The sequence below is a fragment of the Microbispora sp. CL1-1 genome (assembly GCF_012034195.1).
In the GTDB taxonomy this organism is placed as follows: domain Bacteria; phylum Actinomycetota; class Actinomycetes; order Streptosporangiales; family Streptosporangiaceae; genus Microbispora.
Genome location: NZ_JAATEK010000038.1, coordinates 1 through 26,904 on the forward strand (window position 1 = coordinate 1; position 26,904 = coordinate 26,904).

The window sequence follows — 26,904 nt, forward strand, 5'->3', positions numbered from 1 at the left end:
CTAATCCGGCGCCAGGGCAACACAGCCGTGCATCGGCACGGACCGGTTCCACCCGGAGACGCGATCCGGACCGTGGCCGAGCTGTTCCACGTTATGTACTGGATCGCCCGGCGGTATGCCCGGAACCAGAATGCGCTGCCAGCCGTCGGCCTGACCTTCGACCAGATGCTGATTCCCAAGCCCATGCCTGCCGAGGTCAGGCAGAAGAAGCAGGACGAACTCCGGACAATGGCCGAGGAGTTCGCCAAGCAGCAGGCCGAGCTGGCCAAACAGCTTCGGAAGAACCAGGACCTGGACGCCGAGCTGGCGAAACTTCGGGCCGAAATCAAGCAGGCCAAGGCGGCCAACGCGACGGTCCAGGACACCCACGACTACAACGAAGTCCAAACGCGGGAACTCCTCATCGACCTCCTGCTCAAGGAGGCGGGCTGGCCGCTTGATAAGAAGGAGGACCGGGAGTTCCCGATCACCGGCATGCCCAACACGCAGACCGGGACCGGCAAGGTCGACTACGTCCTGTGGGACGACAACGGCAAACCCCTTGGCCTGGTCGAAGCCAAACGCACCAGCCATGATGCGGCCGCCGGCCAGCACCAGGCCAAGACGTACGCCGACTGTCTGGAGCAGATGTACAGACAGCGGCCGGTGATCTTCTACACCAACGGCTACGACACATTCATCTGGGACGACCTGAACTATCCGCCCCGGAAAATCCAGGGCTTCTACACCAAGGACGAGCTGCGCACCCTTACCCATCGCCGCAGCAGCCGCCGGTCGCTGACGACGGAGCCGATCAATGAGGAGATCGCCGGCCGTCACTACCAGAGCCGGGCCATCCGCCGCATCGACGAGACGTTCGACAAGGACAGCCTGCGGCACGCGCTGCTCGTGATGGCGACAGGTTCCGGCAAGACCCGCACGATCATCGCCCTGGTCGACCAGTTGATCCGGGCCAACTGGGTCAAGCGGGCGCTGTTCCTGGCCGACCGCCAGGCACTGGTGAACCAGGCCACGAACGCGTTCAAGGAGCACCTGCCGGGCGTGCCCACGGTGAACCTGCTGAACGAGAAGAACGACGAGGGCCGGGTCTACGTCTCGACGTACCCGACCATGATGAACCTGATCAACGAGACCACGGATGGTGTGCGCAGGTTCGGCCCCGGCTATTTCGACCTGGTCATCATCGACGAGGCGCACCGGTCGGTTTACCAGAAGTACGGCGCCATCTTCGACTACTTCGACTCGCTGCTCGTCGGGCTGACCGCCACCCCGAAGGACGAGATCGACCGCAACACCTACCGGCTCTTTCACCTGGAAGACGGCGTGCCTACCGACGTCTACGGCTTGGACGAGGCCGTGGCCGAGGGCTATCTGGTCGCCCCGACCGCCGTGGACGTACCGCTGAAGTTTCAACGCGGCGGCATCAAGTACGACGACCTCTCCGACGAGGACAAGGAGAAGTGGGACGCGCTTGACTGGTCGGAGAACGATGACGTTCCCGACGAGGTTAGCGCCGACGAGATCAACAAGTTTCTCTTCAACGCGGACACGATCGACAAGACGCTCATCACGCTGATGACGTACGGCGCGAAGGTCGAGGGCGGGGAGCGGCTGGGCAAGACCATCGTCTTCGCGCGGAACAACAACCACGCCGAGTTCATCGCCCAGCGCTTCAACGAACTCTTCCCCGAATACAAGGGCACATTCGCTCAGGTCATCACCTATCAGAAGCGGCTCGCCCAGGACCTGATCGACAAATTCTCCGACCGAGACAAGGCCCCGCACATTGCGATTTCGGTCGACATGTTCGACACCGGCATCGACGTACCCGAGGTCGTCAACCTGGTGTTCGCCAAGCTCGTGCGGTCCAAGACGAAGTTCTGGCAGATGATCGGCCGAGGTACGCGGCTCTGTCCCGACCTGTTCGGCCCCAACCAGGACAAGACCGGCTTCCTCGTCTTCGACCTGTTCCAGAACGTGGAGTTCTTCAATCAGAACTTCCCGACCGCCGAGGGCAGGGTCCAGCCCTCGCTCAGCGAGCGGCTGTTCAAGCAGCGGATGGACCTGCTGCTCAAGCTCGATCAGCACCATCCTGACCTGCCGCCGTTTCCGAACGGCACGCCCGACGGGACGAAGAGCGAGGTCGATCTGCGCTGGTCCCTCGCCGAGCGGCTTCAGTCCGAAGTGGCCAACATGAATACGGCCAACGTCGAGGTGCGCCGTCACCTTCGCGAGGTGGAGACGTACCGCGAGCCTGCGAACTGGCAGCGGATCACACTGGACAAGCACGCCGAGATCATCTCGACCTTGGCAGGCCTCCCCACCGAGTTCCGCGACGACGACAACAGCCAGGAGGCCAAGCGATTCGACCTGCTCGCACTGCGACTGCAACTCGCACTCATCCAGGCCGACGCGGACTACTCCAAGCTCCATGACCAGGTGCAGGAGATTGCCTCGGCGCTGCTCGACCCGACCACGCTGACGATCCCCAACGTTAAGCAGCAGCAGGAGTTCCTCGAAGACCTCACCACTGACCAGTGGTGGGAGGACGTCACGCTGCCGATGCTGGAGAACATGCGCAAGCGGCTGCGCGGGCTGGTCAAGCTCATCCCCAAGGTGAAGCGCGGCATCGTCTACACCGACTTCGAGGACGAGCTCGGCGACCTGAGCGTGACGCAGATCAATGGGGTGTCTCTGGGCACGGACAAGTCCAAGTTCGAAGCCAAGGTCCGGACATACCTGCGCAGTCACGAGAACGAGCTTGTGATTCAGAAGCTTCACCGCAACCAGCAGATCACATCCGCCGACCTCGACCAGCTTGAGCTGATCTTCCTCAGGAACGGATTCGGCACGGCGGACGACATCGAGCGGGCCAAATCCGAGCACGGCGGGCTTGGCCTCTTCCTCCGATCTCTCACTGGTCTCGACCGAGAGGCCGCAGCGAAGGCGTTCGACCAGTTCCAGTCGGGCAAGAGCCTCTCCGCGAGCCAGTTCCACTTCGTGTCACTGGTAATCGACTTCCTGGCGAAGAACGGTTTCATGGAGGTCGACGTGCTCTACGAGTCGCCCTTCACCTCGCTGGCCCCCGGCGGTCCCGAAGACCTCTTCTCCGACTCCGACGTCGACGCCCTCGTCGAGGTCCTCGCATCGGTCCAGGCGACGGCGGTGCCCCCGGAAAGCGCCGCCTAAACTATCAGCCGAGGGCATAGCACAGCTTGGGCAGCGGCCCCGAGCCGCGTGCCGTCAGACCTCGGGGACGGGCATGAGGCCTTCCTGTCGTAACGGGGGCTGTACGACAGGAAGGCGTTCGGCGGAAGCGGTCTCCTTAAACGGGGAAGGCTTCTATGGGAGACCCCCAGGCCCTGCCGGTCGCGGGCGGCAACGACCGGCAGGCTTGAGAGGGGATGTACGTTGCGTACGAGGATCAGACGGGCGACGTCGGCGGGATCTCCATCACACCGAGAGCGGCCAGGCCGATCAGATGCGTTCCGACGCTCCGCGCCTCGCCTATCGTCAGCTCTACAAAGGAGCGATCCTCGATGCTCAGGTGGACGCGGGGCTCGGCGTCACCCGGCCCGAGGCTGAGATCGATCCACATCCACTGCGGCTGCCCGGCCAGGGGGATCGCGTTCAGCTCGATGGACCGCAGCCAGGCGTTGTGAATGCGCTCACCAGGAGGCTCATCGATGTGGGGCTCCACGCACCAGGGCGGGCACGACCGGCGCGAACGCTCAGCCGTACGGCCCGGCCGGAAAGGCATGCCCCACGTAGCTGGTCCCTTCCGATTGCGGAGGCCGACTCCGGCGGACGTCGTGATGCGGTTTCCGATCATCGGAGCACCGCCATCTCGGCCAGGCTCTCCTGTTCCGCGATGGCCTGACACAGTTCGCGCAGGTTGTCGGCGTCGACGGTACGGCAAGCACCCGCCTGCTCGGCCTCCGATGGGAACGGCCGTTCACGGCTCGCCCAGAAGCGGCCGGCGTCGCTCCTCATGATCCGCCACCCGGCGAACTCCGTGCCGGGCGCAGCGGCCCTATCTTGGGTCATGGGTCAGGAACCTCGCTTCCTGATCAAGGACCCGTCCGATCGTGCCCGCGACGGGCGGGTCCGTCCTTGTATCGCCTCTGATGGCGATGACTTTGCTTAGCCGCTCCCCTCTGTCATCATTCTTTTACTGTTCGTGTCCGCTCTGCGACATCATGGCTCGCACAGTGCGAGATGGCAAGGAACTGTGCGGGCAATCTTCATGCGATCATGACTATCCAAGGGCTTGGTGATGAGAAGTCCCACTGTGAGACACCGCCGATTGGGTCGCGAACTGCGGCGACTCCGTGAGCAGACGGGTCTCTCACCCGAGGTGGCAGCCCACCAGCTTGGGTGGAGCCGTTCGAAGCTCAATCGCGTCGAGAACGCGCGGCTGCTGCCGAGCGCGGAGGACATCGGCAACGCCTGCGATCTGTACGGCGTGGACAGCAGCGGGAAGGCTGGCCTGATCCAGCTCGGCAAGGACGCCGGCAAACGAGGCTGGTGGACCGCCTACAGCGACGTCTTCACCGGCTCCTACATCGCGCTGGAAAGCGAGGCGACGGCCATCCGAATGTGGGAACCTACGCTGGTTCCCGGCCTGCTCCAAAGCGAGGATTACGCCCGCGAGATCATCTGCGCTACAAGACCCGAACTTGCTTCGCCGGACATCGACCGGCGCGTGGACGCCCGCATGGCACGCAAGATCAACCTTCTCGGCTCTCACGCCCCTACTGTGCACGCTCTGCTCGACGAGGGCATCCTGCACAAGCCCGTCGGATCACCGGGCCTCACGGCACGCCAGCTTGATCACATCCTCCAAGTCGCGGCTTGGCCGAACGTCACTATCCAGGTCCTTCCGCTGGCGGCCGGCGCCCACGGCGGCATGGAGGGAGGCTTCTCCGTGCTGAGTTTCGACGACGAGGATCCTGACGTCGGATACGTCGAAGGGCCAGCCGGCGACGTGTACGTAGAGGCGACCGATCAAGTACGGCGGCTTATGCTGACATTCGAACGCATCCTCAACATATGCCTGTCCCCCGAGAAGTCAGCAGAGCTCATAACTGCGGCGAGGAGTGAACATGATCTCCCCTGATCTGTCCGGTGCCGAGTTCCGTAAATCCAGCTACAGCGGTGGCGGGAACAACTGTGTCGAGGTGGCGACGAACCTGCCGGGGGTGGTGGCCGTACGGGACAGCAAGGACCGCACGGGCCCGGTCCTGGCCTTCACCCCGAGCGAGTGGAGCGCCTTCATCGCGGGTGTCAAGAAGGGCGAGTTCGGCAGCTGATCACCCGGCGACCGACCAGGTGCGGCGTGCCCCTTCTGTCACGTGACGGGCGTCGATCCCTGACCGAGTGGCCCGAGCACCTGTTCGCGGCGATCGGCAGCGCCGCCCGCGTCGTCCGTCCTGGGGATCTTTCGCCGTGAGCCGGTAGCGTTGGTGCACATGACAGCTATCGACTCCACCACCTCGGGTGCGTACGGCATCGGCCTTGCCACGATCGCCGCGGACGGCACCGTGCTGGACACCTGGTTCCCCTCCCCGGCGCTGGGCGAGCCCCCGGCCGTGGGCACCGAGCGGATCGCGGGCGACGAGCTCGACCCGGCCATGGCGGCCCTCGTCGGCCCCGACGCCGCCCGGGGCGTCGAGGTCGTGGCCGTGCGCACCGGCATCGCCGACCTGTCTGCCCCGCCGGCCGACACGCATGACGTGTACCTGCGTCTGCACCTGCTGTCCCACCGCCTGGTCCGGCCGCGCGCGCTCAACCTCGACGGGATCTTCGGGCTGCTGTCCAACGTCGTGTGGACCAACCACGGCCCGTGCAAGGTGGAGGGGTTCGAGGAGGTACGGCTGCGCCTGCGGGCCCGGGGCCCGGTGACCGTGTACGGCCTGGACAAGTTCCCCCGCATGGTCGACTACGTGCTGCCCTCCGGGGTGCGGATCGCCGACGCCGACCGCGTACGGCTCGGCGCCCACCTGGCGAGCGGCACCACCGTCATGCACGAGGGCTTCGTCAACTACAACGCCGGCACGCTCGGCGCGTCCATGGTCGAGGGCCGCATCTCGGCCGGGGTGATCGTGGGCGACGGGTCCGACGTGGGCGGCGGCGCCTCGATCATGGGGACGCTGTCCGGCGGCGGCAAGGAGGTCATCTCGATCGGCGAGCGCTGCCTGCTCGGGGCCAACTCCGGCATCGGCATCTCGCTCGGCGACGACTGCGTCGTGGAGGCCGGGCTGTACGTCACGGCGGGCACCAAGGTCACGCTGCCGGACGGGGCGGTCGTGAAGGCGCGGGAGCTGTCGGGCAAGTCGGGCCTGCTGCTGCGCCGCAACTCGACGACCGGGGCGGTCGAGGCGGTGTCCCGCGACAGCAGGGGCATCGAGCTCAACGCGGCGCTGCACGCCAACGACTGACGCCGGAGCGGGCCCCCTCCCCCCACCCTGAGATGACCCTGAGTCTGCCCTGAACTTGGCCTTCGGCCCTGCGACCGGCGGGAGGGCGGCCCGTACCGTGAAGGCATGGGACGCATTCTCCTCATCGCCGCAGCCGTGGTCGTCGGCTTCTTCCTTCTCGGCTCCGTCATCGGGCTCATCTTCGGCGCGCTGAAGTGGGTTCTCATCATCGGCGCGATCGCGCTGATCGTGTCGGTCGTGCTCAAGCTCACCCGGAGCAGCAGGTCGAGCCACTACTCCTGACCCGGCGACATGACCGGGCGCGCAAAGACCGGGCGCACAAAGACCGGGCGCACAAAGGGGCGGGCCCCGCCGCGGATGCGGCGGGGCCCGCTGTCACTCGCGCCTCGTGTTACGAGAGGGGCGGGTAGGCGTTCTGCATGAGCTGCTGGAACTGAGCGGAGAACCAGTGGCCGGAAACCGGGGCGTTCGCGAGAGCGCCGCTCGGGTTGTTGCCGTTCAGGCTGTTACCGCCGTAGGTCGGGTCGCACATGCGGTCGAAGCCCTTGCCCTCGTCGTTGTCGATGGCGGAGCTGGAGCCGTCCGACTCACCCGGGGGCTTGATCCAGACGTAGGCGTCGAGACCGGTGGCGGGGTTCGCCCTCGGACGCTCACCGAGACCGGCACCGGACTGGTTGCACCAGTTGCCGGCGTGGATGCGGCGGTCGACGCGGGACTCGTTGACGAACGTGTCCACGTTGGTGGACGTGCTCGGACCGGTCGGCCGGGCCGAACCGCCCCAGCCGTTGCGGGAGGTGTCGATCAGCATGCCCAGCGTGTTCGGGAAGCCCTTCGCCACCAGAGCGTTGCGGAGAGCGATCGCGAAGGACTGCTCATCCACGTACCAGTTCCAGTCCACCCAGTGGGACTGACGCACCGACTGGCCGTTCACCGAGGTGTTGATGGTGAAGTACGGCTCGACCGTCGCGCCGAAGTTGGCGGTGTTGACGATGAACCCGTCGATGCTGTTCACGCCGGCGGTGGTGCCGCTGGCGACCTGGTAGAAGAGGTTCACCATCGGCTGGAAGTTGTTGTCCCAGCCGAGCCAGGCGTGGTGCGCCGCGTCCACGTAGGTGTAGACGTTCTTGATCGCGTGCAGCTTGTTCAGCGCGTACTGCACACCCTGGACGTAGGCGCCCGAGGACTCGGCCTCCTGACACGCCTGGAACGAGCTCACGTTGGTGATCAGGTTCGGCAGCGAGTCGGGCTCGATGATCGTCACGATGCGGAGGTTCGAGTACTTCGAGTCCGACATGATGTCGGCGATCACGTCGATGTACTCGCTCTTGTACCGTGCGAGGCCGTTCTGCGCGATCTTCAGCTCACCGTTGGAGGCGAGCGCCGAGCAGTCGCGGTTCGGCAGGTCGTAGATGACAACCTGGATCGTGAGAGGCGTGCTGCCGTTGGCCGCGTCCTGCCTGACCGCCTCGTCGAGGTGGTCGCGCAGGCCCATGCTGTTGTTGCCGGCCGAGCCGGAGCTGATCGCCGCGATGCGGTCCAGCCAGACCGCCGTGGACATGTTGGCCACGCGCGAGCCGCCCGGCTCGGAGGCGGCGCTCGCCGACCAGTCCGGGTTCACGTAGCCCGTCGCGCCGGAGTACGGGTTGTCCACGTGGGTCCCGGGCGGCGGCGGCGAGGTCGACGGGGAGGGCGACGGCGAGGGGGAGATCGACGGCGAGACCCGCGGGGAGGGCGAGGCCGACGGGGACACGCTCGGGGAGGCCGAGGGAGAAGCCGAGGGAGAGGCCGAGGGAGAGGCCGAGGGCGAGACGGACGGCGACGGCGAGGGCGACGGCGACTGCGGGGTGCCGTTGCAGGAGACGCCGTTGATCTTGAAGTCGGTCGGCGTCGGGTTGCTCCCGGACCAGGTGCCGTTGAAGCCGATGTTCGTCGAGGAGCCGGTGGGCATGGACTTGTTCCAGTCCATGGCGGTCACGGTCACGTTGCTGCCCGACTGGCTCCAGTTGCCCGACCAGCCCTGGGTGACCTTCTGGCTGCTGTTCGGGAACGTGAACGCGAGGGTCCAGCCGTTGATGGCGTCGCCCAGGTTCTGAATGGTCAGGTTGACGGACATGCCGCCCTGCCACTCACTGGCGGAGTAGGTGACTTTGCAGGAGACCGCGGCACTCGCCGAGGTGGCGGTGGCGACGGCCGCCGTGGAACCGAGCGCGAGCACGGCCGCCGCGACCAGGCCGCGGCGCACCGTGGAGCTCACGGCTCCCGGTCGGGGGGTGGATCTCATTGGGAAGGTCCTCCTGGCGATGAATTCTGCGCTTGGGAGCGCTCCCACGAACCATAGGCACCGCCTCCGGCGCCGTACAGGGACCCGTCAAGGGCGGATGAACGGCGAAGTCGCGGCGCGGCGTTCACTTCGCGTCCGAGCAGGGATTCCGTCACGCTGTTACGTCTGAAGTCACCTACGTGTTTCGTGAAAGTTTCACCCTTCCGCAGGCGATAACGCGTGGCCAGGGGGCCGGATGTCTCCTCCGGCCCCCGACGCGCGGAAGCGGGGAACCCGCGCGACGCGGGAACACGGCGCCACCTGGTCACGGGAGGAACCCGCCCGGCGGGTAGCATCCGTGAGTCACACATATCGCGAATGGGGATCGTCATGACCGTCAAAGTGACCGTCACCGGCGCGGCCGGCCAGATCGGTTACGCGCTGCTCTTCCGCGTCGCCTCGGGTCAGCTCCTCGGGGCGGACACTCCGGTGAAGCTGAGCCTTCTGGAGATCCCGCAGGCCGTCAAGGCGGCCGAGGGCACCGCGATGGAGCTCGAAGACTGCGCGTTCCCGCTGCTGCGGGGCATCGAGATCTCCGACGACCCGGCCAAGGCCTTCGACGGCGCCAACATCGCGCTGCTCGTCGGCGCCCGCCCGCGTACGAAGGGCATGGAGCGCGGCGACCTCCTTGAGGCCAACGGCGGCATCTTCGGCCCGCAGGGCAGGGCCATCAACGACCACGCGGCCGACGACATCCGCGTGCTCGTGGTGGGCAACCCCGCCAACACCAACGCGCTCATCGCGCAGTCCGCGGCTCCGGACGTTCCGGCCGAGCGGTTCACCGCCATGACCCGCCTCGACCACAACCGCGCGCTCTCGCAGCTCGCGGCCAAGCTGAACGTGCCGGTGACCGAGATCAAGAAGATGACGATCTGGGGCAACCACTCCGCGACGCAGTACCCCGACCTCTTCCACGCCGAGGTCGGCGGCAAGATCGCGGCCGAGCTGGTCGAGCAGGAGTGGCTGCGCGACACCTTCATCCCGACCGTCGCCAAGCGCGGCGCCGCCATCATCGAGGCGCGCGGCGCGTCCTCGGCGGCGTCCGCGGCGAACGCGGCGATCGACCACGTGTACGACTGGGTGAACGGCACGCCCGAGGGCGACTGGACCTCGGCGGCCATCCCGTCCGACGGCTCCTACGGCGTGCCCGAGGGCCTCATCTCGTCCTTCCCCGTGGTGTCCAGGAACGGCCGCTGGGAGATCGTCCAGGGCCTGGACATCGACCCGTTCTCCCGTGAGCGGATCGACGCCTCGGTGAACGAGCTGGTCGAGGAGCGCGACGCCGTACGGGCTCTCGGTCTCATCTGACGACCGCCTCGTCTGACGACCGCGCACGAAGGGGCGGGCCCGCCGCGGGCCCGCCCCTTCGTGCCGTCCGGGGTCCGTCACCCGGTACGGCGAGGCGTACGCAACAGAGATGTGACGAACCGGCGACGCCCGGGGCTGGTCCAATTGCATGGCCTCCCAGAAAGGAGAAGTCATGCGCCACCCCGCCCTGCCGGTCGTCTCGGGTCTGGCCGGCCTCGCCCTGTCCACGCTCACGATCTTCACGACGGCCGCGCCCGCCACGGCCCAGACCACGCACCACTCGATCCGCTACGCCTCGGTGGACGCCTGCCGGATCAAGGACGGCACCGAGGTGCCGTGTCACACCTGGCGGCTGGACCTGCTCGACGGCAGGCGGGTCGCGCTCAAGGACGCCATGCTGTGGCCGATCGACGCCAAGGGAAAGGTCGACAAGAGCACCAGCGCGCCCCTCACCGTCAGTGGCGACGGCGAGTCGGTGGCCTACTTCCGCAAGTCCGATCACCGCCTGGTGGTGCGCGAGTTCCACGGCGGGGTCCTCAAGGGGGTCCGCGTGATGCCGAAGACGCCGCTACCGCGCGGCGTCGGCATGGACTCGGTCTGGCTGGACATGTCCCAGGACGGCGGCCGCCTGGCCCTCCTCTACACCGACGAGCACGGCGCGACGCACGGCCGCCTGTTCGACGTCGCGCGGGCGGCCGCGACCGGCACGATCCCGAAGTCGGACGGGTTCTCCGGCTTCAGCGCGGACGGCTCGGCCGTCCTCCTGCCGCGGGACGCCGGCGCCAACACCACCGGGCTGTCCGTCCACGACCTCACGGGCGCCGAGCTGACCGGCGCGGTCCCACCCCAGATCGTGGCCAACAACGGCCCGTGGGCGCTGGCCGCCGACGGCCGCACGGTCGCCTTCGTCACCGGCAGCGGCAAGAAGGCCGCGCTGCGCTTCTACGACGTCAGGACCGACCAGACGGGAGGCTCCGTGCCCATCGCGCTGCCGAAGGACGTTTCGCCCGACACCGTCGACTGGACCGGCGAGCACGAGGTGACCGTCCACGTCTCCGATTACGAGCGCGCCCGCGACGTGGTGACCGTCCTCACGATCGACACCCGGACGGGCACGACCCGGGTCCGCGACCGATACAAGGTCCGGCCCGGCGTCTACACCTACCAGAGCTGCGGCGGCTGACCTCGGCGCCGCCAGGGACGCGGATATCGACATGGCCACCAGCGCCGCCATCTCGGTCACGACGGTGAGGCGCTGGGTGAGCCCGGCCGGCACCGTCCCGGGGTCGAGGCCCAGCATCCGGAACACGTACGGCACGACCACGAGGACCAGCGAGCCGAGCGCGACGGCGCACAGCACACGCACCAGACGCGAACGGGTGGCCCGGGCGACGCGCAGCCCGGCCACCGGCAGGCTGGCGAAGGCGACGAAGGCCGCATAGCGGTGGATGTTGCCGGAGAGCGACAGCGGCGCGCCCAGCGGATCGGTCGGGAACCCGGCCACCAGCAGCAGGCAGGCGCTCCACAGGCCCACCAGCAGCGCTGCGCGCCGGTCGAGCCGCCCCAGCCGGTCGAGCCGTACGGCGAGCACGGCCGAGCCCACGGCGATCGACGTCAGCGAGAGGGGTAACAGCCAGCCGTCCGGCGCGTAGAAATACTGGCTGATCGTCGCCGTGAGCGGGTCGAGCCCTCCCACCAGGTGCAGCGCGAACATCGCGGTGGCGCCGGCCGCGACCAGCGCGTATCCCAAGACCATTCCCATGGCTCTTCACTCTGGCCGCGGGAAGGGCACCGGCCCATCGGAGATCCACCCGAGCCGTCCCTGAGGGATCCCCTAGGAGACGTCGGCGGAATCGGCCGGGGCAGTCTCGGGGGTGGAGGCGCGGAACCAGCGGCAGCCGTACCTGCCCATGGGGAAGCGGGCCCGGCCGTCGCCGGAGATCTCCACCGTGCCGTCCACCAGCAGGTCGGTCAGCACCGTGGACGAGCCGAGCCCGTCCAGGGTGATCTCCACCTCGACCTCGGTCTCACCGAGGTTGTGCACGGCCACGACCGTCTCGCCGTCGCGATCGGCCCGGTGGGCGAACACGGCGTCAACACCGGTGTCCAGCACCGCGTACTCGCCCCAGGCCAGCTCGGGGCAGTCGCGGTAGTGCCGGATCAACCGGGTGATCCACGACAGCAGCGAGCCGGGGTCGCGCTCCTGCGCGCTGACGTTGACCTTCTCGGGGCCGTAGTCCCCGGCGGGCATGGGGATGCGCACTTTCGAGGGATCGGCGTCGCTGAAGCCGCCGTTGCGGTGCGGGGTCCACTGCATGGGCGTGCGGACGGCCTGGCGGCCCTCCAGCTCCAGGTTCTCCCCCATGCCGATCTCCTCACCGTAGAAGAGCACCGGGGTGCCCGGCAGCGAGAACAGCAGGCTGTAGACCATTTTGATCCGGTCGAGGTCGCCGCCCAGCATCGTCGGCACGCGCCGGCGCAGGCCCCGGCCGAACAACTGCATGTCCTTGTCCGGGCCGAAGGCCGCGAAGACCTCCTCACGCTCGGCCTCGCTCAGCTTGTCGAGCGTGAGCTCGTCGTGGTTGCGGACGAACGTCGCCCACTGGGAGTCCTTGGGCGCCTTGGGGCGCTCCCGCAGGGCCGCGGCCAGCGGACCGGCGTCCTGGCGGGCCAGCGACAGGTAGGTCCGCTGCATGGTGATGAAGTCGAAGCACATGGTGATCTCGTCGCCGAGATCGTTGCCGAAATACCGCACCAGGTCGTCGTACGGCAGGTTGACCTCGCCGAGGAGGATGGCGCTGCCGTCGCGGCGGCTGAGGAAGGCCCGCAGGCAGGAGAAGAACTCGTGCGGGTCGGGCAGCTCGTCGCTGTCGGTGACCTGCTCGACGAGGAACGGCACGGCGTCCACCCGGAAGCCCGACAGGCCCAGCTCCATCCAGAAGCCGAGGATCCGGGCGATCTCGTCCCGCACCTCCGGGTTGGTGGTGTTCAGGTCGGGCTGGAACCGGTAGAAGCGGTGGAAGTAATACTGCTCGGTCTTCTCGTCGTACTCCCAGAGGCTGTCCTCCTGATCGGGGAACACGATGCCCTTGGGATCGTCGGGCTCCGGCTTGTCCGACCAGATGTACCAGTCCCGATAGCGGGAGTCGCGGCCGGAGCGGGCGTCCTTGAACCAGGGATGCTGGTCGGAGGTGTGGTTGACCACGAGATCGGCGATGACCCGCATGCCGCGATCCCTGGCCACCCGCATGAACTCGACGAAGTCGCCGAGCGTGCCGAGGCGGGGATCGACGCGGTAGAAGTCGGTGATGTCGTAGCCGTCGTCCCTGTCGGGCGTCGGGAAGAACGGCATGAGCCAGATGCACGTCACACCCATCCGGTCCAGATGGTCGATGCGCTGGATCGCCCCCCTGAAGTCACCGATCCCGTCGCCGTCGCCGTCGGCGAAGGTCTCGATGTCGAGGCAGTAGACGACCGCGTTCTTCCACCACAGATCGGAGGTCATGCTCAGTCTCATGACCGTTGCCGCTGCCCGGCAAAGGAACGGCAAAACATCGGGCCCGCGCCGCCGCAGCGGCGCGGGCCGACGTGGTACCGCGGGCGCGGCCGGTCACGACCGCGATGTCACCGTGAGTCACGTCTTCAGAGCGGCGTGACCTGTTCGGCCTGCGGTCCCTTGTTTCCCTGAACGGTCACGTAGCTGACTCTCTGGTTCTGGTCCAGCGTCCGATAACCGTTCGAATTGATCGCCGAATAATGAACGAACACGTCAGCGGTGCCGTCGTCCGGAGCGATGAACCCGAAGCCCTTTTCGGCGTTGAACCACTTGACAGTGCCTTCAGACAACTGCTTCTCCTTCTTGGAAGCCACACCATGTTCCCAGGTCAGGAACACGAGGCTGCACAGCGGATTCGTCGCGCGACCCGCGTGGGACGCTGGAAGTGCGCGCATATCCGCCGCCGGATGTAACCCGGGTGCGCTTTTTACAAACCATGTTTTCAGGAATTGTCTACTGCGACACTCGCAGCCTGTACGGAGAGTACCCGCGATTACCCGAGGCTATGCCGGTGCCGCCATGTACCAGCGCGCGTGCCCGTCACCGCGCGTGAGCGAGTCGAGCCGCCGGGGCAGCTCCTGCCGGGAGAACGGGTCGCCGGAGGCGTTCCGGATATGGATGCCCACGGCGTACATGTCCCGCACCTCCATCAGCGTGCTGTAGCCGGGCCACAGCCGCAGGTCCGAGCCGTACGCGCGGGCGAACTCGTCCACGTCGGCCGCCGACAGGCCGAAGCGGCGCTGCCCGTGATAGGTGTGCACCAGGTCCCACTGGCGCGGGCCGACTGCCACGCCGTCCCAGTCGCACAGCACCACGTGCCCGTCCTGGCAGCGCAGCAGGTTGTCGATCCAGGCGTCGCCGTGCAGCAGCACCGGCGAGCCGGTGTCGAGGTCGTGCCAGCGCCCGGTGAGCTCCTCGATGCGGTCGCTCAGCCACGACCGCTGGGTGGCGGTGAGCACCTCGGCCCGGTGCTCCACCGCGTGCCGCACCTCGGCGAGCGGGTCGGTGAGCGTCCGCAGCCCCACCGGCGGCAGCGGCTCGCGGTGCAGGCTGCGCAGCACCCGGCCGAGCTGCCGGGTCGTCGGGCGGCCGCGGGAGGGGACGTAACGCCAGAAGGTGACCGCCCGGCCGTCGTGCACGATCGGCTGGTCGGCGATCTCGTCGGCGGGCCGCACCGTCGGGAAGCCCCGGTCGGCGAGCCAGCGGGCGACCGCCACGACCACCGGCAGCCGGGTCAGCGCGTCCGGCGCGGTCGCGATCCGCACCACCAGCTCCCCGCCCGCCACGTCCCCCTGCAGTTTGAAGACCGCGTTGCTGCGCAGCCGCAGGAGCCGCGCCCCGCGCGCGTCCACCCCGATGCTCGCGCAGACCTCGCGCAGGACCCCGAACGCCTCCTCGGCCAGCGGTGCCGGCTCCATCGTCCTCATCGCGGTTTCAGGCACCCTCGGCCGCCGGGTACAGCCCGCTCATGGCGAGTGTGGGCGTCGACTCCGCCAGCACCCGTCGCAGGCGCCGTACGGCGGGCAGCGCGGGGTCGGCGTCCGCCAGCAGGGCCCTGGCCCGGGTGACGACGATCGAGGTGCGGTGCTCGGCGGGCACCTGGCGCAGCGCGTCCGCGGCGATCCTGCACGCCTCCTCGTGGTCGCCGTTCCTGGCCAGGTGGCTCGCCTGGTCGAGCAGGATCAGCGCCGGGTCGATGGTCTGGAAGCCCGGGGGGAACCCGTCGATGCCCTGCACCTGCTGGGCGTCCCCCAGCTCGATCAGGGTGCCGGTGCGGTAGAACTTCATCCGCTTTTCCGTGAAGACGAAGGCCAGGTCGTCCTGGCTGATGCCGCGCATGCGGGCGAAGATCTGCTCCGCCTCGGCGAGCGCGGTCCTGGCGGCCTTGCCGTCGCCCATCCTGGCCAGCGCGCGGGCCTCGGCCGCCGCCGCCAGCGCCGCGGGCGAGCTGGGGGCCGAGCCGGCCAGCGTCCGCGCCTCGCGGGCCAGCCGCACGGTCTCGTTCAGGTCGCCGTAGTAGTAGAGGAGCATCGTCTGCTGGGCCCGCACGAGCGCCCGCAGCCGCAGGTCGCCCACGTCGTCGGAGGCGGCGCGGGCGGTGCCGTACCAGGCGTGGGCCTGGCGGGTGTCGCCCAGCTTCATCAGCGCGTCGGCGGCGAGCAGGGTGAGCATCGTGGTCGCGGTGAGCAGGCGGCGCTGCACCGACGACGGCTGGCGGACCGCGCTCAGCCGGCGCACGTCGGAGATCTCCAGCATGACCCGGCAGAGCATCGGCGTCGGCGGGGTCGTCATGTACTCCCTGCGGTAGCGCAGCACCTGCTCGTCGAGCCGGTCGAGCTGGTCCTCGCTCACCGTGCCCGCGGCCAGCGTGCGGTCGAGGTCGTGGCGCAGGCTCTCGATCTCCGCGAAGAACCGGCCGCTCGGCGTGCCCATGAGCATCGCCTGGTGGAACATCGCCCGGCGCTCCGCGTCGTCGGCGGCCGGGTCCTCGGCGCGGGTCTGCTCACCGGTCTGGCCCGGCCCCACCACGACGATCTTCTGCCCGCCCGTGTCCTCGCAGTAGTCGGCGGCCAGGCCGAGCCGTACGGCGTTGGCCCGGTAGAGCCGGGCCAGCAGGTCGATGGTCTGGGGGCGCGGGCGGGCCCGGTTGTTCTCCCAGGCGTTCAGCAGGTCGATGCTCGCTCGCGGGTGGCCGAGGTTCTGCTGCTCGCAGAGCTGCTCCAGCTCCTCGATCGCCTGCCGGGCCGACCATCCGCGGCCGAGCCGGTGCGCCTTCAGCAGGCTGACGCCGCAGCATCCGTGGATCGCCTGGACGGTCTGCCACAGCGTCCACTGCCGTGCCTGTGCCTGTTCGCGCCAACGACGCGCGCAAGCGGGTGAGTGCTCTCCGCGGGCCATGTGCACGCCCTCCACTGGTGAAGCGGTCCCCGTTTACGGTTGTTTCCCCAAGGTAAACACGCAGGCACCCAACCCCCCGGGACTGTTATCCCTTCGTGTTCCCGAACCCGCGGGTGTTCCACGGAAACCGGGCGAATTCCCTGGTTGTTGCACGGTTTCGGCGAATCGGCGCGATTGCCGGTGGGTCGTTGCGGGTTCACCCTTTCCGGTGATAGGTCCTGACGTTCCCGGAGGCTGACCATGACGACGGTAGACCGCAGCGAGGCGATGGACCACCTGGAGCGGCTCGCCGCGCAGCTCGAGGCCCACTCCTTCCAGGTGCGCCTGACGGCGCCGGCCGGTCTCTATCCACGTCTGCGCGTCATCAACCCCATGGAGCCCACGATGGCCGAGGACGTGCTCGCGTCCAACGCCAGCGACGGCGAGTGGTGGTACTGGCTGTCGTGGGCCGGCCGGATCGGGCACGCCTCCGACGTGGTCACCGCCGCCGAGCGCATCGCCAGCGTCCTCCACGTCATCCGCCGCTGATCCGCCGCTGATCCGCCGCTGATCCGCCGCTGGGCCATCCGGACCACAGCACCGGATCGCCCGCACCGCCGCCTGCCGGCCGCCTACAGTTCCGTCAGGACAGGCCGGACAGGCCGGACAGGCCGGACAGGCGCACCGCTGTGACCGAGTGGCACGAAGACGCCCCCGGCTTCGTCCGCTTCCTCCTCGCGGACCCCGACTGGGACGACGACGTCGAGTTCCCCCGGCACAAGGACCCCCCACGAGAGGTGGACCTCGGCTGACCGGTGGCGAGGCGGTCAGGCGAACTTCGACTTCGGGCGGTCCTGGAGAACGCCGTCGACGTACACGTCCACCTTCTCGTCGTAGAAGGCGACGAGCCCGGCGATCTTCTGCGACTCCGGGAGCGGCGTGGGATACGACCAGACGAGGTCCCTGCCGGACTCCTCCTCGCCGACCGACCAGTACACCGCGCGGCCCTTGTACGGGCAGTGCGTCACGGTCTCGGACGGGCGCAGCAGGTCCAGCCGCACATCGGTCTTCGGCAGGTAGTAACGCGGGGGCAGACCGGTCTCGAACAGGATGCGCGGGTTGTGCGAGTCGGCCACGGTCACGCCGCCCACCTCCACCCGGACGTGGCGCGAGCTGGGCAGGATGTCCACCCGCGTGTACGGGTCGCGGGGGTGGACGAAGACCTCCTCGTCCTCCTCGAACCAGTTGTCCATCGCGTCCCAGTCGAAGCGGACGTGGCCCCGGATCTGATCGAGCGGCGCGTCGTCCCCGTACACGAGGGCGGCGCCCGCCCGGCCGGCCACGTCGTGGACCACCGCGTCGCCCCTGCTCGGCGAGTGCCGCGTCTCCCCGGTGGCCTTCAGCTCCTCCATGCGGACGTCGTCCGCCGGGAAGTAGTACGTCGGGTAGTAGGGAACCTCCCAGACCAGCAGGGCCCTGGTGGTGTCGGCCACCGCCCGGCCCTCGACGTAGACGCGCACGCGCTTGGCCGTCGTCTCCACCCGGACACGGCCCCGTTTCGTCGGCTCCATGCCCGCACCAACCAGCGGGCGGATCGTCCTTATTCCCCGGCCTCACAATCGCCATTTCCCGGTGTGCGGCGCGGGGTCGCTCCGCGCTATCGACAGCGAGCGGATAAGTCGCTTACCCTCGGCTAGGTGGGTCTTCGCCTATACGATACGCATCGCCGCGCCGTCCGCGATTTCGTCCCCCGAATTCCCGGAACTGTGTCGATTTATCTCTGCGGTCCCACCGTCGTCGTTCCGCCGCACGTGGGGCAACTCAGATCGCAGGTGAATTTCGACATCCTGCACCGCTGGCTGAAAAACAGCGGATATGAGGTCCTGCTCTGCCGGAACGTCACCGACATCGAGGACAAGATAATCCACAGGGCCATTTCCGAGGGGGTTCCCTGGTGGCGGATCACCGATCCCGTCCACCGCGCCTTCGTCCGCACCTACACCGCCCTGGGCTGCCTTCCGCCCAGCGTGGAGCCGCGGGCGACGGGGCACATCCCGGAGATGATCGAGATGGTCGAGCAGCTCGTCGCCTCCGGGCACGCGTACGAGTCCGACGGCAACATCTATTTCTCGGTCGGCACCTACCCGCATTACGGATCCCTTTCCCGGCAGCAGGCGAGGCATCTGCGGGCGACCGAGGAGAACGAGCACGGAAAACGCGATCCACGCGATTTCGCGTTGTGGAAGAGCGCCAAACCCGGCGAGCCGGTGTGGAACTCGCCCTGGGGCGAGGGGCGCCCGGGGTGGCATCTGGAGTGTTCCGCGATGGCCCGCAGATATCTGGGCACGGAATTCGACATCCACGGCGGCGGGGCAAATCTCATATTTCCGCACCATGAAAACGAAATGGCGCAGTCACGGGCCGCAGGGGACTCGTTCGCGCGATTCTGGCTGCACAACGGGCCGGTGACGCACCGGGGCGAGAAGATACGTAAACACCAGCGCAACCCGCTGGCCGTCCCCGCCCTGCTCGACCGGGTGCGGCCGGCCGAACTCCGTTATTACCTGGCGGCGGCCCATTACCGGTCGCCGGTGGAATTCAGCCCCGACGCCCTGGACGAGGCGGCGGCGGCCTACCGGCGGATCGAGAGGTTCGTGCTGCGGGTGGCCTCCGACGCCGCCGCGCCCCTTCCCCCGCAGTTCAGCGAGGCCATGGACAACGACCTGAACGTGCCGCAGGCCCTCGCGGCCGTCCACGGCGCGGTGGCCGAAGGCAACGCCGCGCTGGCGTCCGGAGATCGCGAACGGGCGGCCGGGAAATGCCGATCGGTGCGGGCCATGCTGAATGTGCTCGGCCTCGATCCGCTCAGCGATACCTGGCATCGGGAAACGCATCTGCAGGAAGTGGCGGGGGCCGTACTCCGGGTGGTCCGTAATCTCGCCGCCGCCAGCGCCCGGCAGGGAGATCACGAACGTGCGCGGATCATGGAGCAGCACATCGAGAGGGCGCTCGCTAAACGCCACCAAATCGAGCACGCCGCGCTTATCAGATAGATCTTGATCGCACGGCGCGGCGTCCGTGCGGCGTCGGCACAGAGCCGGCACACAGCCGACGCGGCGTCGGCGCGGGCCCAAGCACACACGCGGCGCACACGCGACGCACACGCGACGCGGACCCGGCGCACACGCGACGCGGACCCAGTACACACACGGCGCACACGTGACGCGGACCCGGCGCGGGACCCGGCCGGCGCGCGGGCCGCCGCCGGGCCGTCCGCGGCGCGCGGATGACCGGGCGGCGAATGTTACAAGAACAAGAACTGGCGACCGGAGGATAATCTCGGCCGATTCATGGGAATCATGAAGGCACCAGCTGACGGACACCGCCGAAAGGAGGGCCCCGATGAAGAAGGTGCAGATCGTGCCGCGACCGCGGCCGCCGAGAGTTCCCGCCCCGATCGACCTGCGCACCCCCTCGGGAAGGGTCCTCCCCTACTAACCCCGATGGCTCCGGATCAGCGTCCGGCCAGCTCGTAGCAGTGGGCGAAGCCCTCGAGCACGGCGGGCCAGGAGCACCGGACCGGCTCCGTCTCCCTGTTGTGCTCGGCGATCGACCGGCGCAGGGCGGAGTCGCGGGCCAGCCGTACGACCGAGGCGACGAGGTCGTCGAACGTGCGGCCCAGCAGGCCCTCCTTGCCCGGCCTGACGAAGTCGGCCACGCCGCTCTGCGCCCGCGCGACCACCGGCACGCCGGCCGCGCGGGCCTCCAGCGCGGCCAGGCCGAACGACTCGCGCGGCGCCGGGGCCACGAACACGTCGGCCACGGCCAGCAGGTCCTTGATCTGCTCCCGGCTGTACCTGCCCGGCAGCGACACCCAGCTCATCCGGCGCGCCCGCAGGTAGCGCTCCATGCGCCCGCGGGCCGGTCCGTCGCCCACGATCGTCGCGCGCATCGCGATGTCCCTCGGCACCCTGTCGCGGGCCGTCTCCAGCAGCTTGAGCAGGCGCAACGGCTGCTTGCGCGGCGCCAGCCTGCCGACCGCCACCACGTGCACCGCCGCGTCCCCGGCGTCCTGCACACCGTCCCGTACGGAACCGAGCCGAGCCGAGCCGGACTGTGACGGGCCGGACTGCGCCGGGCCGGGCTGTGACGGGCCGGGCTCGGGCCGCCATGAGGTCACGTCCAGGCCGTTCGACACCACCTGCACGGGCACGCGGGGCCCGGCCACGGCGCGGATCGGCCGCGCGGCGGCCTCGCTGACGGCGGTGAGGACCAGGCCCCAGCGCCGCCACCCGAAGGCCGCCTGGAGCGCCCGGTAGACGCCGCGGGTGACCGGATCCCACATGCTGTGGACGGTCGCGACCACCGGCAGCCCGGCCCGGACCGCCGCCTGCACGCCCATCCACGCGAACGGCGAGACGGCCCCCGTGTGGACGTGTACCACGTCGAACCGGCCGCTCCTCATGATCCGGAGAAGGTGGGCCGTGCCGCGCGGATGGACCGGCAGGTCGAACGGGAGGTTCGCGACCACCCGGTGCACCCCCGGCAGCCGCTCCCCCGGCGTCGCCGTCACCACCTCGACCGTGTGGCCCGCCTCGCGCTGAGCCCTGACGAGGTCGGCGACCTGCACCTCGATCCCCCCGAGCCGCGGCAGATAGCAGTCGCTGACGTGAAGAATCCTCACCGGGTCAGCCTGACAGAGCCCGCCACGCCCATCAAACCGCGTGCCTATTCGGACTGCTCAGGGGGAGGGCGACGTCACGCGACCCGGGCCACGTGGGATCATGGGCGGAACCGGCGGCGCAGACGAGTGGAGCACGCGATGACGACGTTCCGTGGGGCGCGATGAGGACGGCGGTGTTCTTCCACGCCCATCCCGACGACGAGGCGCTGCTGACCGCCGGGACCATGGCAATGCTGGCCAACGAGGGGCACCGCGTGGTGCTCGTCGTCGCGACGGCCGGTGAGCGCGGCCTCGCCGACCTCCCGCACGGCGAGGAGCTCGGCAGGACCCGCATGGACGAGCTGCACCGCTCGGCGGCGGCCCTGGGCTGCGCCCGGGTCGTGCTGCTCGGCTACGGCGACTCCGGCCTGGCGATCGACGGCGGCGTGGCCGACGACCGGCCGGACAACGCGTTCATCGACGCCGACGTCGAGGAGGCGGCGCAGCGGCTGGCCTCGGTGCTCAAGGAGGAGACGGCCGACCTGCTCACGATCTACGACCCGGCCGGCGGCTACGGCCACCCCGACCACGTGCAGGTCTACCGGGTCGGCAGCCGGGCCGCCGAGATCGCCGGGACGCCCATCGTGCTGGAGGCGACGGTCGACCGCGACCTCCTGCTCAAGGGTGTGCGGCTGGCCTCCCGGTTCTACCCGGCGATCGACGTGCGGAGCTTCGAACGGGCCTACTCGCCCCGCGACGCGATCACCCACCGCGTCAACGTGCGCAAGTACGCCAAGGCCAAGCGGGCGGCGATGGCGGCCCACGCCACCCAGGCCACCGGCGGCGACGGCGACCGCACGCTGGGCGCGATGCTGAAGATCCCCGGGCCCGCCTACCGGTTCGTCTTCGGCACCGAGTGGTACGTGCGCCGCGGCCTGCCCCGCGGCACCCGCCTGCGGCACCCCTTCGACGGCGGCCCGCACATCCCTTAAGGGCTTACTCCTCCCCCAGGAGGAGCCCGGCACCTCCGGGGACCGGCAGACTGGAGGGGACCGGCAACCGGACTTGGGGGCGTACGCGGGTGAACAGGAAGTGGCTGCAGATCGCGCTGTCCGTGGTGTCGCTCGGGCTGGCCACAGCACTGGTGATCTATCTCCCGCAGATCGTGCACACCCTGACCGGCGCCACCGTGAGCTGGACGGAGATCGGCCACGAGTTCGGCGGCCTCGGCTGGCAGACGATCGCGCTGATGACGATCCTGTGGCTGGCGAGCCTGTACGCGTACACGTTCGTGATGACCTCCGCGCTGCCCGGGCTCACGCACATGCAGGCGCTCACGCTCAATGCGGCGGGCAGCGCGGTCAGCAACCTGCTGCCGTTCGGCGGCGCGGCGGGCGTGGCCCTGACGTTCGGCATGACCCGCGGCTGGGGCTTCGCCAACCGGCCGATCGTCGTCTACACGCTGGTCACCGGCATCTGGAACTCGCTGTTCCGGTTCATCCTGCCCGCCGTGGGGATCGTGTGCCTGCTCATGGCGGGCAAGGCCACCAATCCCACGGTCGCCAAGGCGGGCTGGGTCGGGGCCGTCTCGATCCTCGTGCTCGTCGCCGTCGTCGCCACGGCGCTCTACTGGGACCGCGCCGCCGCCGTCCTCGGCCGCGTCCTCGACGGGATCGTACGGCTCGCGCCCCGGCGGTTCCGCCCGGCGGAGCACGCGGCGTCGGCGGCCATCGAACGGCTGCGCAGGGACACGGCCGAGATCATCCACAGCCGGTGGGCGGGCCTGTCGCTCGGGATGGTCGCCTTCCTCGCGTTGCAGTGCCTGATCATGGCCGCCTGCCTGGTCGCCACGGGCTCCTACCCGGGGCCGGCCGAGACCGTCGCCGTCTTCGCGCTCAGCCGCGTCCTCACCACCGCCCTCGTCACGCCGAGCGGAGCGGGGATCATGGAGGGGGGCGTCGCGACGCTGCTGATCGGGGCGTTCGGCCAGCCCGCGGGCGGGGCCACCGCGGCCGCCGTGCTGTTCGGATTCTGGACCTACACCATCGAGATCCCCTGGGGCGGGCTGGCGCTCGGCGGCTGGTCCCTGCTGCGCAGGCGTGAGGCCCGCGCCGCCTCCGCCGAGGCGGAACCGGCCGTCTCCCCGGACCCCACCCGGGTCCGCTGATCAACTGCGGGTCACCCTGCCGATCTCCTACACTCGCGGGGCGAGAAGGTGAGGGTGTCCGGGTTGGTGAATGCCTTGTGCCCCTTCGCGGGCGCGCATACGGTGACGCCTGAGACAGGACGACGAGCGGCGGCCGGCAGGCACGACGTGCGAGAGCGGAGGAACGCCCGATGAGCCCCCCGACGAGCCCGGTGACGTTCCGGGTCCTCGGACCGGTGGGGGCGCACGACGGCACCCACGAGCTCGATCTCGGCGGGCTGCGGCAGCGCGCGGTGCTGGCCCGCCTGCTCGTGGCGCGCGGCCAGGTCGTGCCCGTCGACACCCTGCTGTTCGACCTGTGGGACGACGACGCCGCGAAGGGCGCCCAGTCGGGGTTACAGGTCTACATCTCCCGGCTGCGCCGCGTGCTGGAGCCCAACCGGCCGCGCGGCGGGCCCAACCGCCTGCTCGTGACCGTCGCGTCGGGATACGCCCTGCGCGCCGCGCCGGAGCAGGTGGACGCGCTGCGCTTCGAGGCGATGGTCCGCTCGGCCGGGGAGCGGATGGACGACAGCCCCCAGGCCGCCCGGGCACGGCTCGACACCGCGCTCGCGCTGTGGGAGGGCACGCCTTACTCGGACTTCGCCGATCAGCCCTGGGCGGAGGCTGAGGTGGCGCGGCTCAGCGAGCTGCGCCTGGTGGCCAGGGAGCGGCACGCCGACGCCGGGCTGCGCATGGGCCTGCACGCCGAGACCGTGCCCGACCTCGAGGCGCTGACCACCCAGCACCCCCTGCGTGAGGAGGGCTGGCGGCTGCTCGCGCTCGGGCTCTACCGGTGCGGGCGGCAGGGCGACGCGCTCGCCGCGCTGCGCCGGGCCCGCACGATCCTGTCCGACGAGCTGGGCATCGACCCCGGGCCGGCGCTGCGGAAGCTGGAGTCGGACATCCTGTCGCAGGACCCCGGGCTCGACCTCGTGCTTCCCGCGCCCCGGCGGCCCGTGGAGATCTCCGCGACCTGGCCGCCCCGGCCGGTCGCCACCGGCGACGCCCCGCCGCTGGAGCCCGAGCCGTTCGTGGGCCGTGACGCCGAGCTGGCCGCGCTCACCGCCGCCGCGCCCCGCGCCCAGGCTGGCCGGTTCACCGTCGCGGTGGTCAGCGGCGACCCCGGTGCGGGAAAGACGACGCTGGTGCGGCGGCTGTTCGAACGCCTGGAGGGCGACGGCTGGATCGGGGCGACCGGAGGCTGCCCCGACAGCACGGCGACCCCGCCCGGCTGGGCCTGGGTCGAGGTGCTGCGCGGCCTGGTCGCGCGCAGGGGCGCGGGCGAGTACGCCGCGCTGCTGGCGCCGCTGCTCGACGACACCGCCCCCGACATCGCCGACGACGAGGCGGCGGGCAGTTTCCGGCTGCACCGGGCCGTCGGCGGCTACCTGTCGGCCGTGGCGCGCGAGGCCCCGCTGCTGATCCTCCTGGAAGACCTGCACTGGGCCGACGACCAGACGCTCGCGCTGCTGCGCGCGCTGCCCAGCCTGCTCGCGGCCAGCCGCGTGCTCGTCGTGGTGACCTGCCGCGACGGCGAGCTGAACGACCAGCAGCAGGACGTGCTGGCCGCGCTGGCCCGGCTCGATCCCGTACGCGTCGGGCTCGGCGGCCTCGACGACGCCGCGGTCGCGGAGCTCGTGCGGGCGACCTGCGTGCACGAGGTGGACGACGAGGTCGTCAGCACGATCGTCGAGCGGGCCGGGGGCAACCCGTTCTTCGTCAAGGAGACGGCCCGGCTGTTCGAGGCCGAGGCCGACATCTCCGAGGTGCCGTCGGGCGTGCGCGACGTGCTGCGGCGGCGGATCGCCCGGCTGCCCGAGCGGGCCCAGCAGGTGTTGCTGCAGGCCGCCGTGATCGGCCGCGACGTGGACGTGGACGTCCTGGTCGACGTCTCGGGCGACGAGGACGCCGTGGTGGACGCGGTCGAGGCGGCCCTGCTCGCCGGGCTGGTGACCGAGCCGGGCCCCGGCCTGCTCAGGTTCGACCACGACCTGGTCAGGGACACGATCTATTCGGACGCCTCCCGGCTGCGCCGTTCGCGGCTGCACGCCGCGGTCGCCTCGGTGATCGAGCAGCGCAGCCCGAACGACGTGGCGGCGCTGGCCCACCACTACGACGCGGCGGGCACGGTGGAGACGGCCGCGAAGGCCGTACGGTATGCCGGTCTGGCGGCCGAGCAGGCCGAGCGCAGGTTCGCCCACCGGGAGGCCGCGACGCTCTGGCAGCAGGCCATCGCCGCCTTCGACCGTGCTCACGCGGGCCGGGGACCGGCGCGTGACCGGCTGGAGCTGCAGCTGCGGCTGATCAGGGCGCTGGCGCTGTGCGGGGACATGACCGCCGCCCGTGCGCATCGGGGTGAGGCGATGTCGGTCGCGCTGCCCCTCGGCGATCTGGAGCTGACCGCCCGGGTCGCGGCGGCGCTCGCGGTGCCGCACAAGGGCATCGCCCGCGACTTCACCCGTACGGCCTGGGAGATCGTCGACGTCACCGAGAAGGCGCTCGTCGAGCTGCCGGAGGGCGAGCAGTCGCTGCGGGCCAGCCTGCTCGCGACGCTGGCCCTGGAGCTGGAGGGATCGGCCACCGAGCGCGGCTACCAGGCGTCGCTGGAGGCCGAGGAGCTGGCCAGGTCGAGCGGCGACCCCGCGCTGCTGGCGATGGCGCTGAGCGGGCGGCTGCGGCAGTCCTACACGCTGACGCAGGTGGACGAGCGCGAGACCATCGGCCGTGAGCTGCTGCGGGTCGGGGCCGAGTCGGGCCAGATCGCGGTGCAGACGCTGGCGCACCTCGTGTTGCTGGAGTGCGCGGCGGCCCGGGGCGACTTCGCCGAGGCCGACGAGCACCTCGCGCAGGCCGAGCGCCTCGGGCGGCAGTACGCCCTGCCCGCCCCGGCGGCGGTCGGCGCGTGGTACGCCGGGCAGCGGCTGATGATCACCGGTGACTACGCCGGGGCCGAGCGGGCCTACCGCAACGCGGCGCGGCTGACCGCGCGGGCCGGCATGCTCGAAGGCCGCCAGGACCTGCCGCTGATCGCCACGTTCTGCCTCCACCTGGTGGACGGGCGGGCCGCCGAGATGGCCGAGCCGCTGGGCGAGGCGCACCAGCGCGGCGCGAAGTGGACGCTCGACGCCTACGCCGTGGCGCTCGCCTCGGCCGGGCACATCAGGGACGCACAGGTGGTGGCCGCGAGCCGGGAACCGGTCCGCACCGACTTCCTCTACGAGCTCGCGCTCATCTGGCGGGCCCTCGCCGGGATGCTGCTGGACGACGAGGGCCGGATGCGGGAGGCGTACGAGAAGCTCGCGCCGTTCCGCGACCGCATCGCCGGGGCCGGCACCGGTGTGGTCGCCCTGTGGCCGGTGGCGAAGACGCTCGGCGACCTCGCCGTACGGCTCGGCCTGCCGGCCCGCGACCACTACGAGAAGGCGCTGGCCGTGGCCGAGCGGGTGGGCGTGCCCCGCTGGGTCGCCGAGGCCCGCGGGGCGCTCGCGAACAGGTGAGCGGGCGGGCGAGCGGGCGGGCAGGGAGCAGAGGGGCGAAGTTCGCAAAGGCCCC

At 69.8% G+C, this 26,904-nt stretch carries 24 protein-coding genes; 15 read left to right on the forward strand and 9 right to left on the reverse strand.

Going from position 1 to position 26,904, the window contains the following annotated elements; all coding sequences use genetic code 11:
* Positions 1-72: 72 nt before the first annotated feature.
* Positions 73-3,189: a DEAD/DEAH box helicase family protein gene (locus HCK04_RS31680; protein ID WP_260617484.1), complete on the forward strand. Its 3,117-nt coding sequence runs from the start codon at positions 73-75 to the stop codon at positions 3,187-3,189.
* Between the two features lie 235 nt (positions 3,190-3,424).
* Here the strand turns inward: HCK04_RS31680 and HCK04_RS31685 are convergent, their stop codons facing one another.
* Both HCK04_RS31685 and HCK04_RS31690 read right to left on the reverse strand, forming a co-directional pair.
* Positions 3,425-3,700: a hypothetical protein gene (locus HCK04_RS31685; RefSeq protein ID WP_142651049.1), complete on the reverse strand. Its 276-nt coding sequence runs from the start codon at positions 3,698-3,700 to the stop codon at positions 3,425-3,427.
* 128 nt (positions 3,701-3,828) lie between these two features.
* The gene (locus tag HCK04_RS31690) at positions 3,829-4,047 is read right to left on the reverse strand and encodes a hypothetical protein (RefSeq protein WP_142651050.1); all 219 of its coding nucleotides are present in this window, start codon (positions 4,045-4,047) and stop codon (positions 3,829-3,831) included.
* A 229-nt stretch (positions 4,048-4,276) separates the two neighbouring features.
* Between HCK04_RS31690 and HCK04_RS31695 the strand changes: the two genes are divergently transcribed.
* The 4 genes from HCK04_RS31695 to HCK04_RS31710 all read left to right on the forward strand — a co-directional run bounded on the left by HCK04_RS31695 (position 4,277) and on the right by HCK04_RS31710 (position 6,722).
* Entirely contained in the window at positions 4,277-5,119 is an 843-nt protein-coding gene (locus HCK04_RS31695; RefSeq protein ID WP_205830954.1) for a helix-turn-helix transcriptional regulator, read from the forward strand.
* Positions 5,106-5,312 carry a DUF397 domain-containing protein gene (locus tag HCK04_RS31700; RefSeq protein WP_142651051.1) on the forward strand — a complete coding sequence of 69 codons (207 nt, stop codon included), beginning with the start codon at positions 5,106-5,108 and terminating at the stop codon, positions 5,310-5,312. Before HCK04_RS31695 ends, HCK04_RS31700 begins: the two co-directional genes overlap by 14 nt.
* A 159-nt stretch (positions 5,313-5,471) precedes the next feature.
* Entirely contained in the window at positions 5,472-6,440 is a 969-nt protein-coding gene (gene dapD / locus HCK04_RS31705) for a 2,3,4,5-tetrahydropyridine-2,6-dicarboxylate N-succinyltransferase (protein ID WP_142651052.1), read from the forward strand.
* Positions 6,441-6,545: 105 nt separating this feature from the next.
* Positions 6,546-6,722, forward strand: coding sequence for a hypothetical protein (locus HCK04_RS31710; RefSeq protein ID WP_167530540.1), 177 nt, complete (start codon positions 6,546-6,548; stop codon positions 6,720-6,722).
* 109 nt (positions 6,723-6,831) lie between these two features.
* On the opposite strand, the gene HCK04_RS31715 is transcribed toward HCK04_RS31710, so the two are convergent.
* On the reverse strand, positions 6,832-8,721 hold the full coding sequence (locus HCK04_RS31715; RefSeq protein ID WP_142651053.1) for a glycoside hydrolase family 6 protein: 1,890 nt from the start codon (positions 8,719-8,721) through the stop codon (positions 6,832-6,834).
* Positions 8,722-9,090: 369 nt separating this feature from the next.
* Here HCK04_RS31715 and HCK04_RS31720 point away from each other — a divergent pair, with 369 nt between their 5' ends.
* From HCK04_RS31720 to HCK04_RS42925, 4 genes are all read left to right on the forward strand, one after another.
* Positions 9,091-10,068: a malate dehydrogenase gene (locus HCK04_RS31720; RefSeq protein ID WP_142651054.1), complete on the forward strand. Its 978-nt coding sequence runs from the start codon at positions 9,091-9,093 to the stop codon at positions 10,066-10,068.
* 172 nt (positions 10,069-10,240) lie between these two features.
* A complete protein-coding gene (locus HCK04_RS42915; protein ID WP_240971999.1) occupies positions 10,241-11,251 on the forward strand; it encodes a hypothetical protein in 1,011 nt (336 codons plus the stop codon).
* A 31-nt stretch (positions 11,252-11,282) separates the two neighbouring features.
* On the forward strand, positions 11,283-11,510 hold the full coding sequence (locus tag HCK04_RS42920; protein ID WP_240972000.1) for a hypothetical protein: 228 nt from the start codon (positions 11,283-11,285) through the stop codon (positions 11,508-11,510).
* A 6-nt stretch (positions 11,511-11,516) separates the two neighbouring features.
* On the forward strand, positions 11,517-11,720 hold the full coding sequence (locus HCK04_RS42925) for a hypothetical protein (RefSeq protein WP_240972001.1): 204 nt from the start codon (positions 11,517-11,519) through the stop codon (positions 11,718-11,720).
* A gap of 182 nt (positions 11,721-11,902) precedes the next feature.
* On the opposite strand, the gene HCK04_RS31730 is transcribed toward HCK04_RS42925, so the two are convergent.
* The 4 genes from HCK04_RS31730 to HCK04_RS31745 form a co-directional block, all read right to left on the reverse strand.
* Entirely contained in the window at positions 11,903-13,573 is a 1,671-nt protein-coding gene (locus tag HCK04_RS31730) for an alpha-amylase family protein (RefSeq protein ID WP_240972002.1), read from the reverse strand.
* 137 nt (positions 13,574-13,710) lie between these two features.
* Positions 13,711-13,914 carry a cold-shock protein gene (locus tag HCK04_RS31735; protein ID WP_079315906.1) on the reverse strand — a complete coding sequence of 68 codons (204 nt, stop codon included), beginning with the start codon at positions 13,912-13,914 and terminating at the stop codon, positions 13,711-13,713.
* 213 nt (positions 13,915-14,127) lie between these two features.
* Complete coding sequence (locus tag HCK04_RS31740) at positions 14,128-15,051, reverse strand: aminoglycoside phosphotransferase family protein (protein WP_142651058.1); 924 nt, start codon at positions 15,049-15,051, stop codon at positions 14,128-14,130.
* Positions 15,052-15,058: 7 nt separating this feature from the next.
* The gene (locus HCK04_RS31745; protein WP_142651059.1) at positions 15,059-16,522 is read right to left on the reverse strand and encodes an XRE family transcriptional regulator; all 1,464 of its coding nucleotides are present in this window, start codon (positions 16,520-16,522) and stop codon (positions 15,059-15,061) included.
* Between the two features lie 240 nt (positions 16,523-16,762).
* Between HCK04_RS31745 and HCK04_RS31750 the strand changes: the two genes are divergently transcribed.
* Both HCK04_RS31750 and HCK04_RS43875 read left to right on the forward strand, forming a co-directional pair.
* On the forward strand, positions 16,763-17,050 hold the full coding sequence (locus HCK04_RS31750; RefSeq protein ID WP_079315904.1) for a hypothetical protein: 288 nt from the start codon (positions 16,763-16,765) through the stop codon (positions 17,048-17,050).
* Between the two features lie 140 nt (positions 17,051-17,190).
* On the forward strand, positions 17,191-17,313 hold the full coding sequence (locus HCK04_RS43875) for a hypothetical protein (RefSeq protein WP_260617485.1): 123 nt from the start codon (positions 17,191-17,193) through the stop codon (positions 17,311-17,313).
* 15 nt (positions 17,314-17,328) lie between these two features.
* On the opposite strand, the gene HCK04_RS31755 is transcribed toward HCK04_RS43875, so the two are convergent.
* Complete coding sequence (locus HCK04_RS31755; protein WP_142651060.1) at positions 17,329-18,072, reverse strand: DUF427 domain-containing protein; 744 nt, start codon at positions 18,070-18,072, stop codon at positions 17,329-17,331.
* Between the two features lie 126 nt (positions 18,073-18,198).
* Here HCK04_RS31755 and cysS point away from each other — a divergent pair, with 126 nt between their 5' ends.
* Positions 18,199-19,554 (forward strand): cysteine--tRNA ligase, encoded by a 1,356-nt coding sequence (gene cysS / locus HCK04_RS31760; RefSeq protein ID WP_142651061.1) that lies wholly within the window; start codon positions 18,199-18,201, stop codon positions 19,552-19,554.
* 461 nt (positions 19,555-20,015) lie between these two features.
* On the opposite strand, the gene HCK04_RS31765 is transcribed toward cysS, so the two are convergent.
* Positions 20,016-21,185 carry a glycosyltransferase family 4 protein gene (locus tag HCK04_RS31765; protein ID WP_142651062.1) on the reverse strand — a complete coding sequence of 390 codons (1,170 nt, stop codon included), beginning with the start codon at positions 21,183-21,185 and terminating at the stop codon, positions 20,016-20,018.
* Positions 21,186-21,346: 161 nt separating this feature from the next.
* Between HCK04_RS31765 and HCK04_RS31770 the strand changes: the two genes are divergently transcribed.
* The 3 genes from HCK04_RS31770 (at position 21,347) to HCK04_RS31780 (ending at position 26,849) form a co-directional block, all read left to right on the forward strand.
* Positions 21,347-22,156: a PIG-L family deacetylase gene (locus HCK04_RS31770; RefSeq protein ID WP_142651063.1), complete on the forward strand. Its 810-nt coding sequence runs from the start codon at positions 21,347-21,349 to the stop codon at positions 22,154-22,156.
* Positions 22,157-22,245: 89 nt separating this feature from the next.
* Positions 22,246-23,331, forward strand: a complete 1,086-nt coding sequence (locus tag HCK04_RS31775; protein ID WP_142651064.1) for a lysylphosphatidylglycerol synthase domain-containing protein — start codon at positions 22,246-22,248, stop codon at positions 23,329-23,331.
* 170 nt (positions 23,332-23,501) lie between these two features.
* The gene (locus HCK04_RS31780; RefSeq protein WP_142651065.1) at positions 23,502-26,849 is read left to right on the forward strand and encodes an AfsR/SARP family transcriptional regulator; all 3,348 of its coding nucleotides are present in this window, start codon (positions 23,502-23,504) and stop codon (positions 26,847-26,849) included.
* Positions 26,850-26,904: the final 55 nt, after the last annotated feature.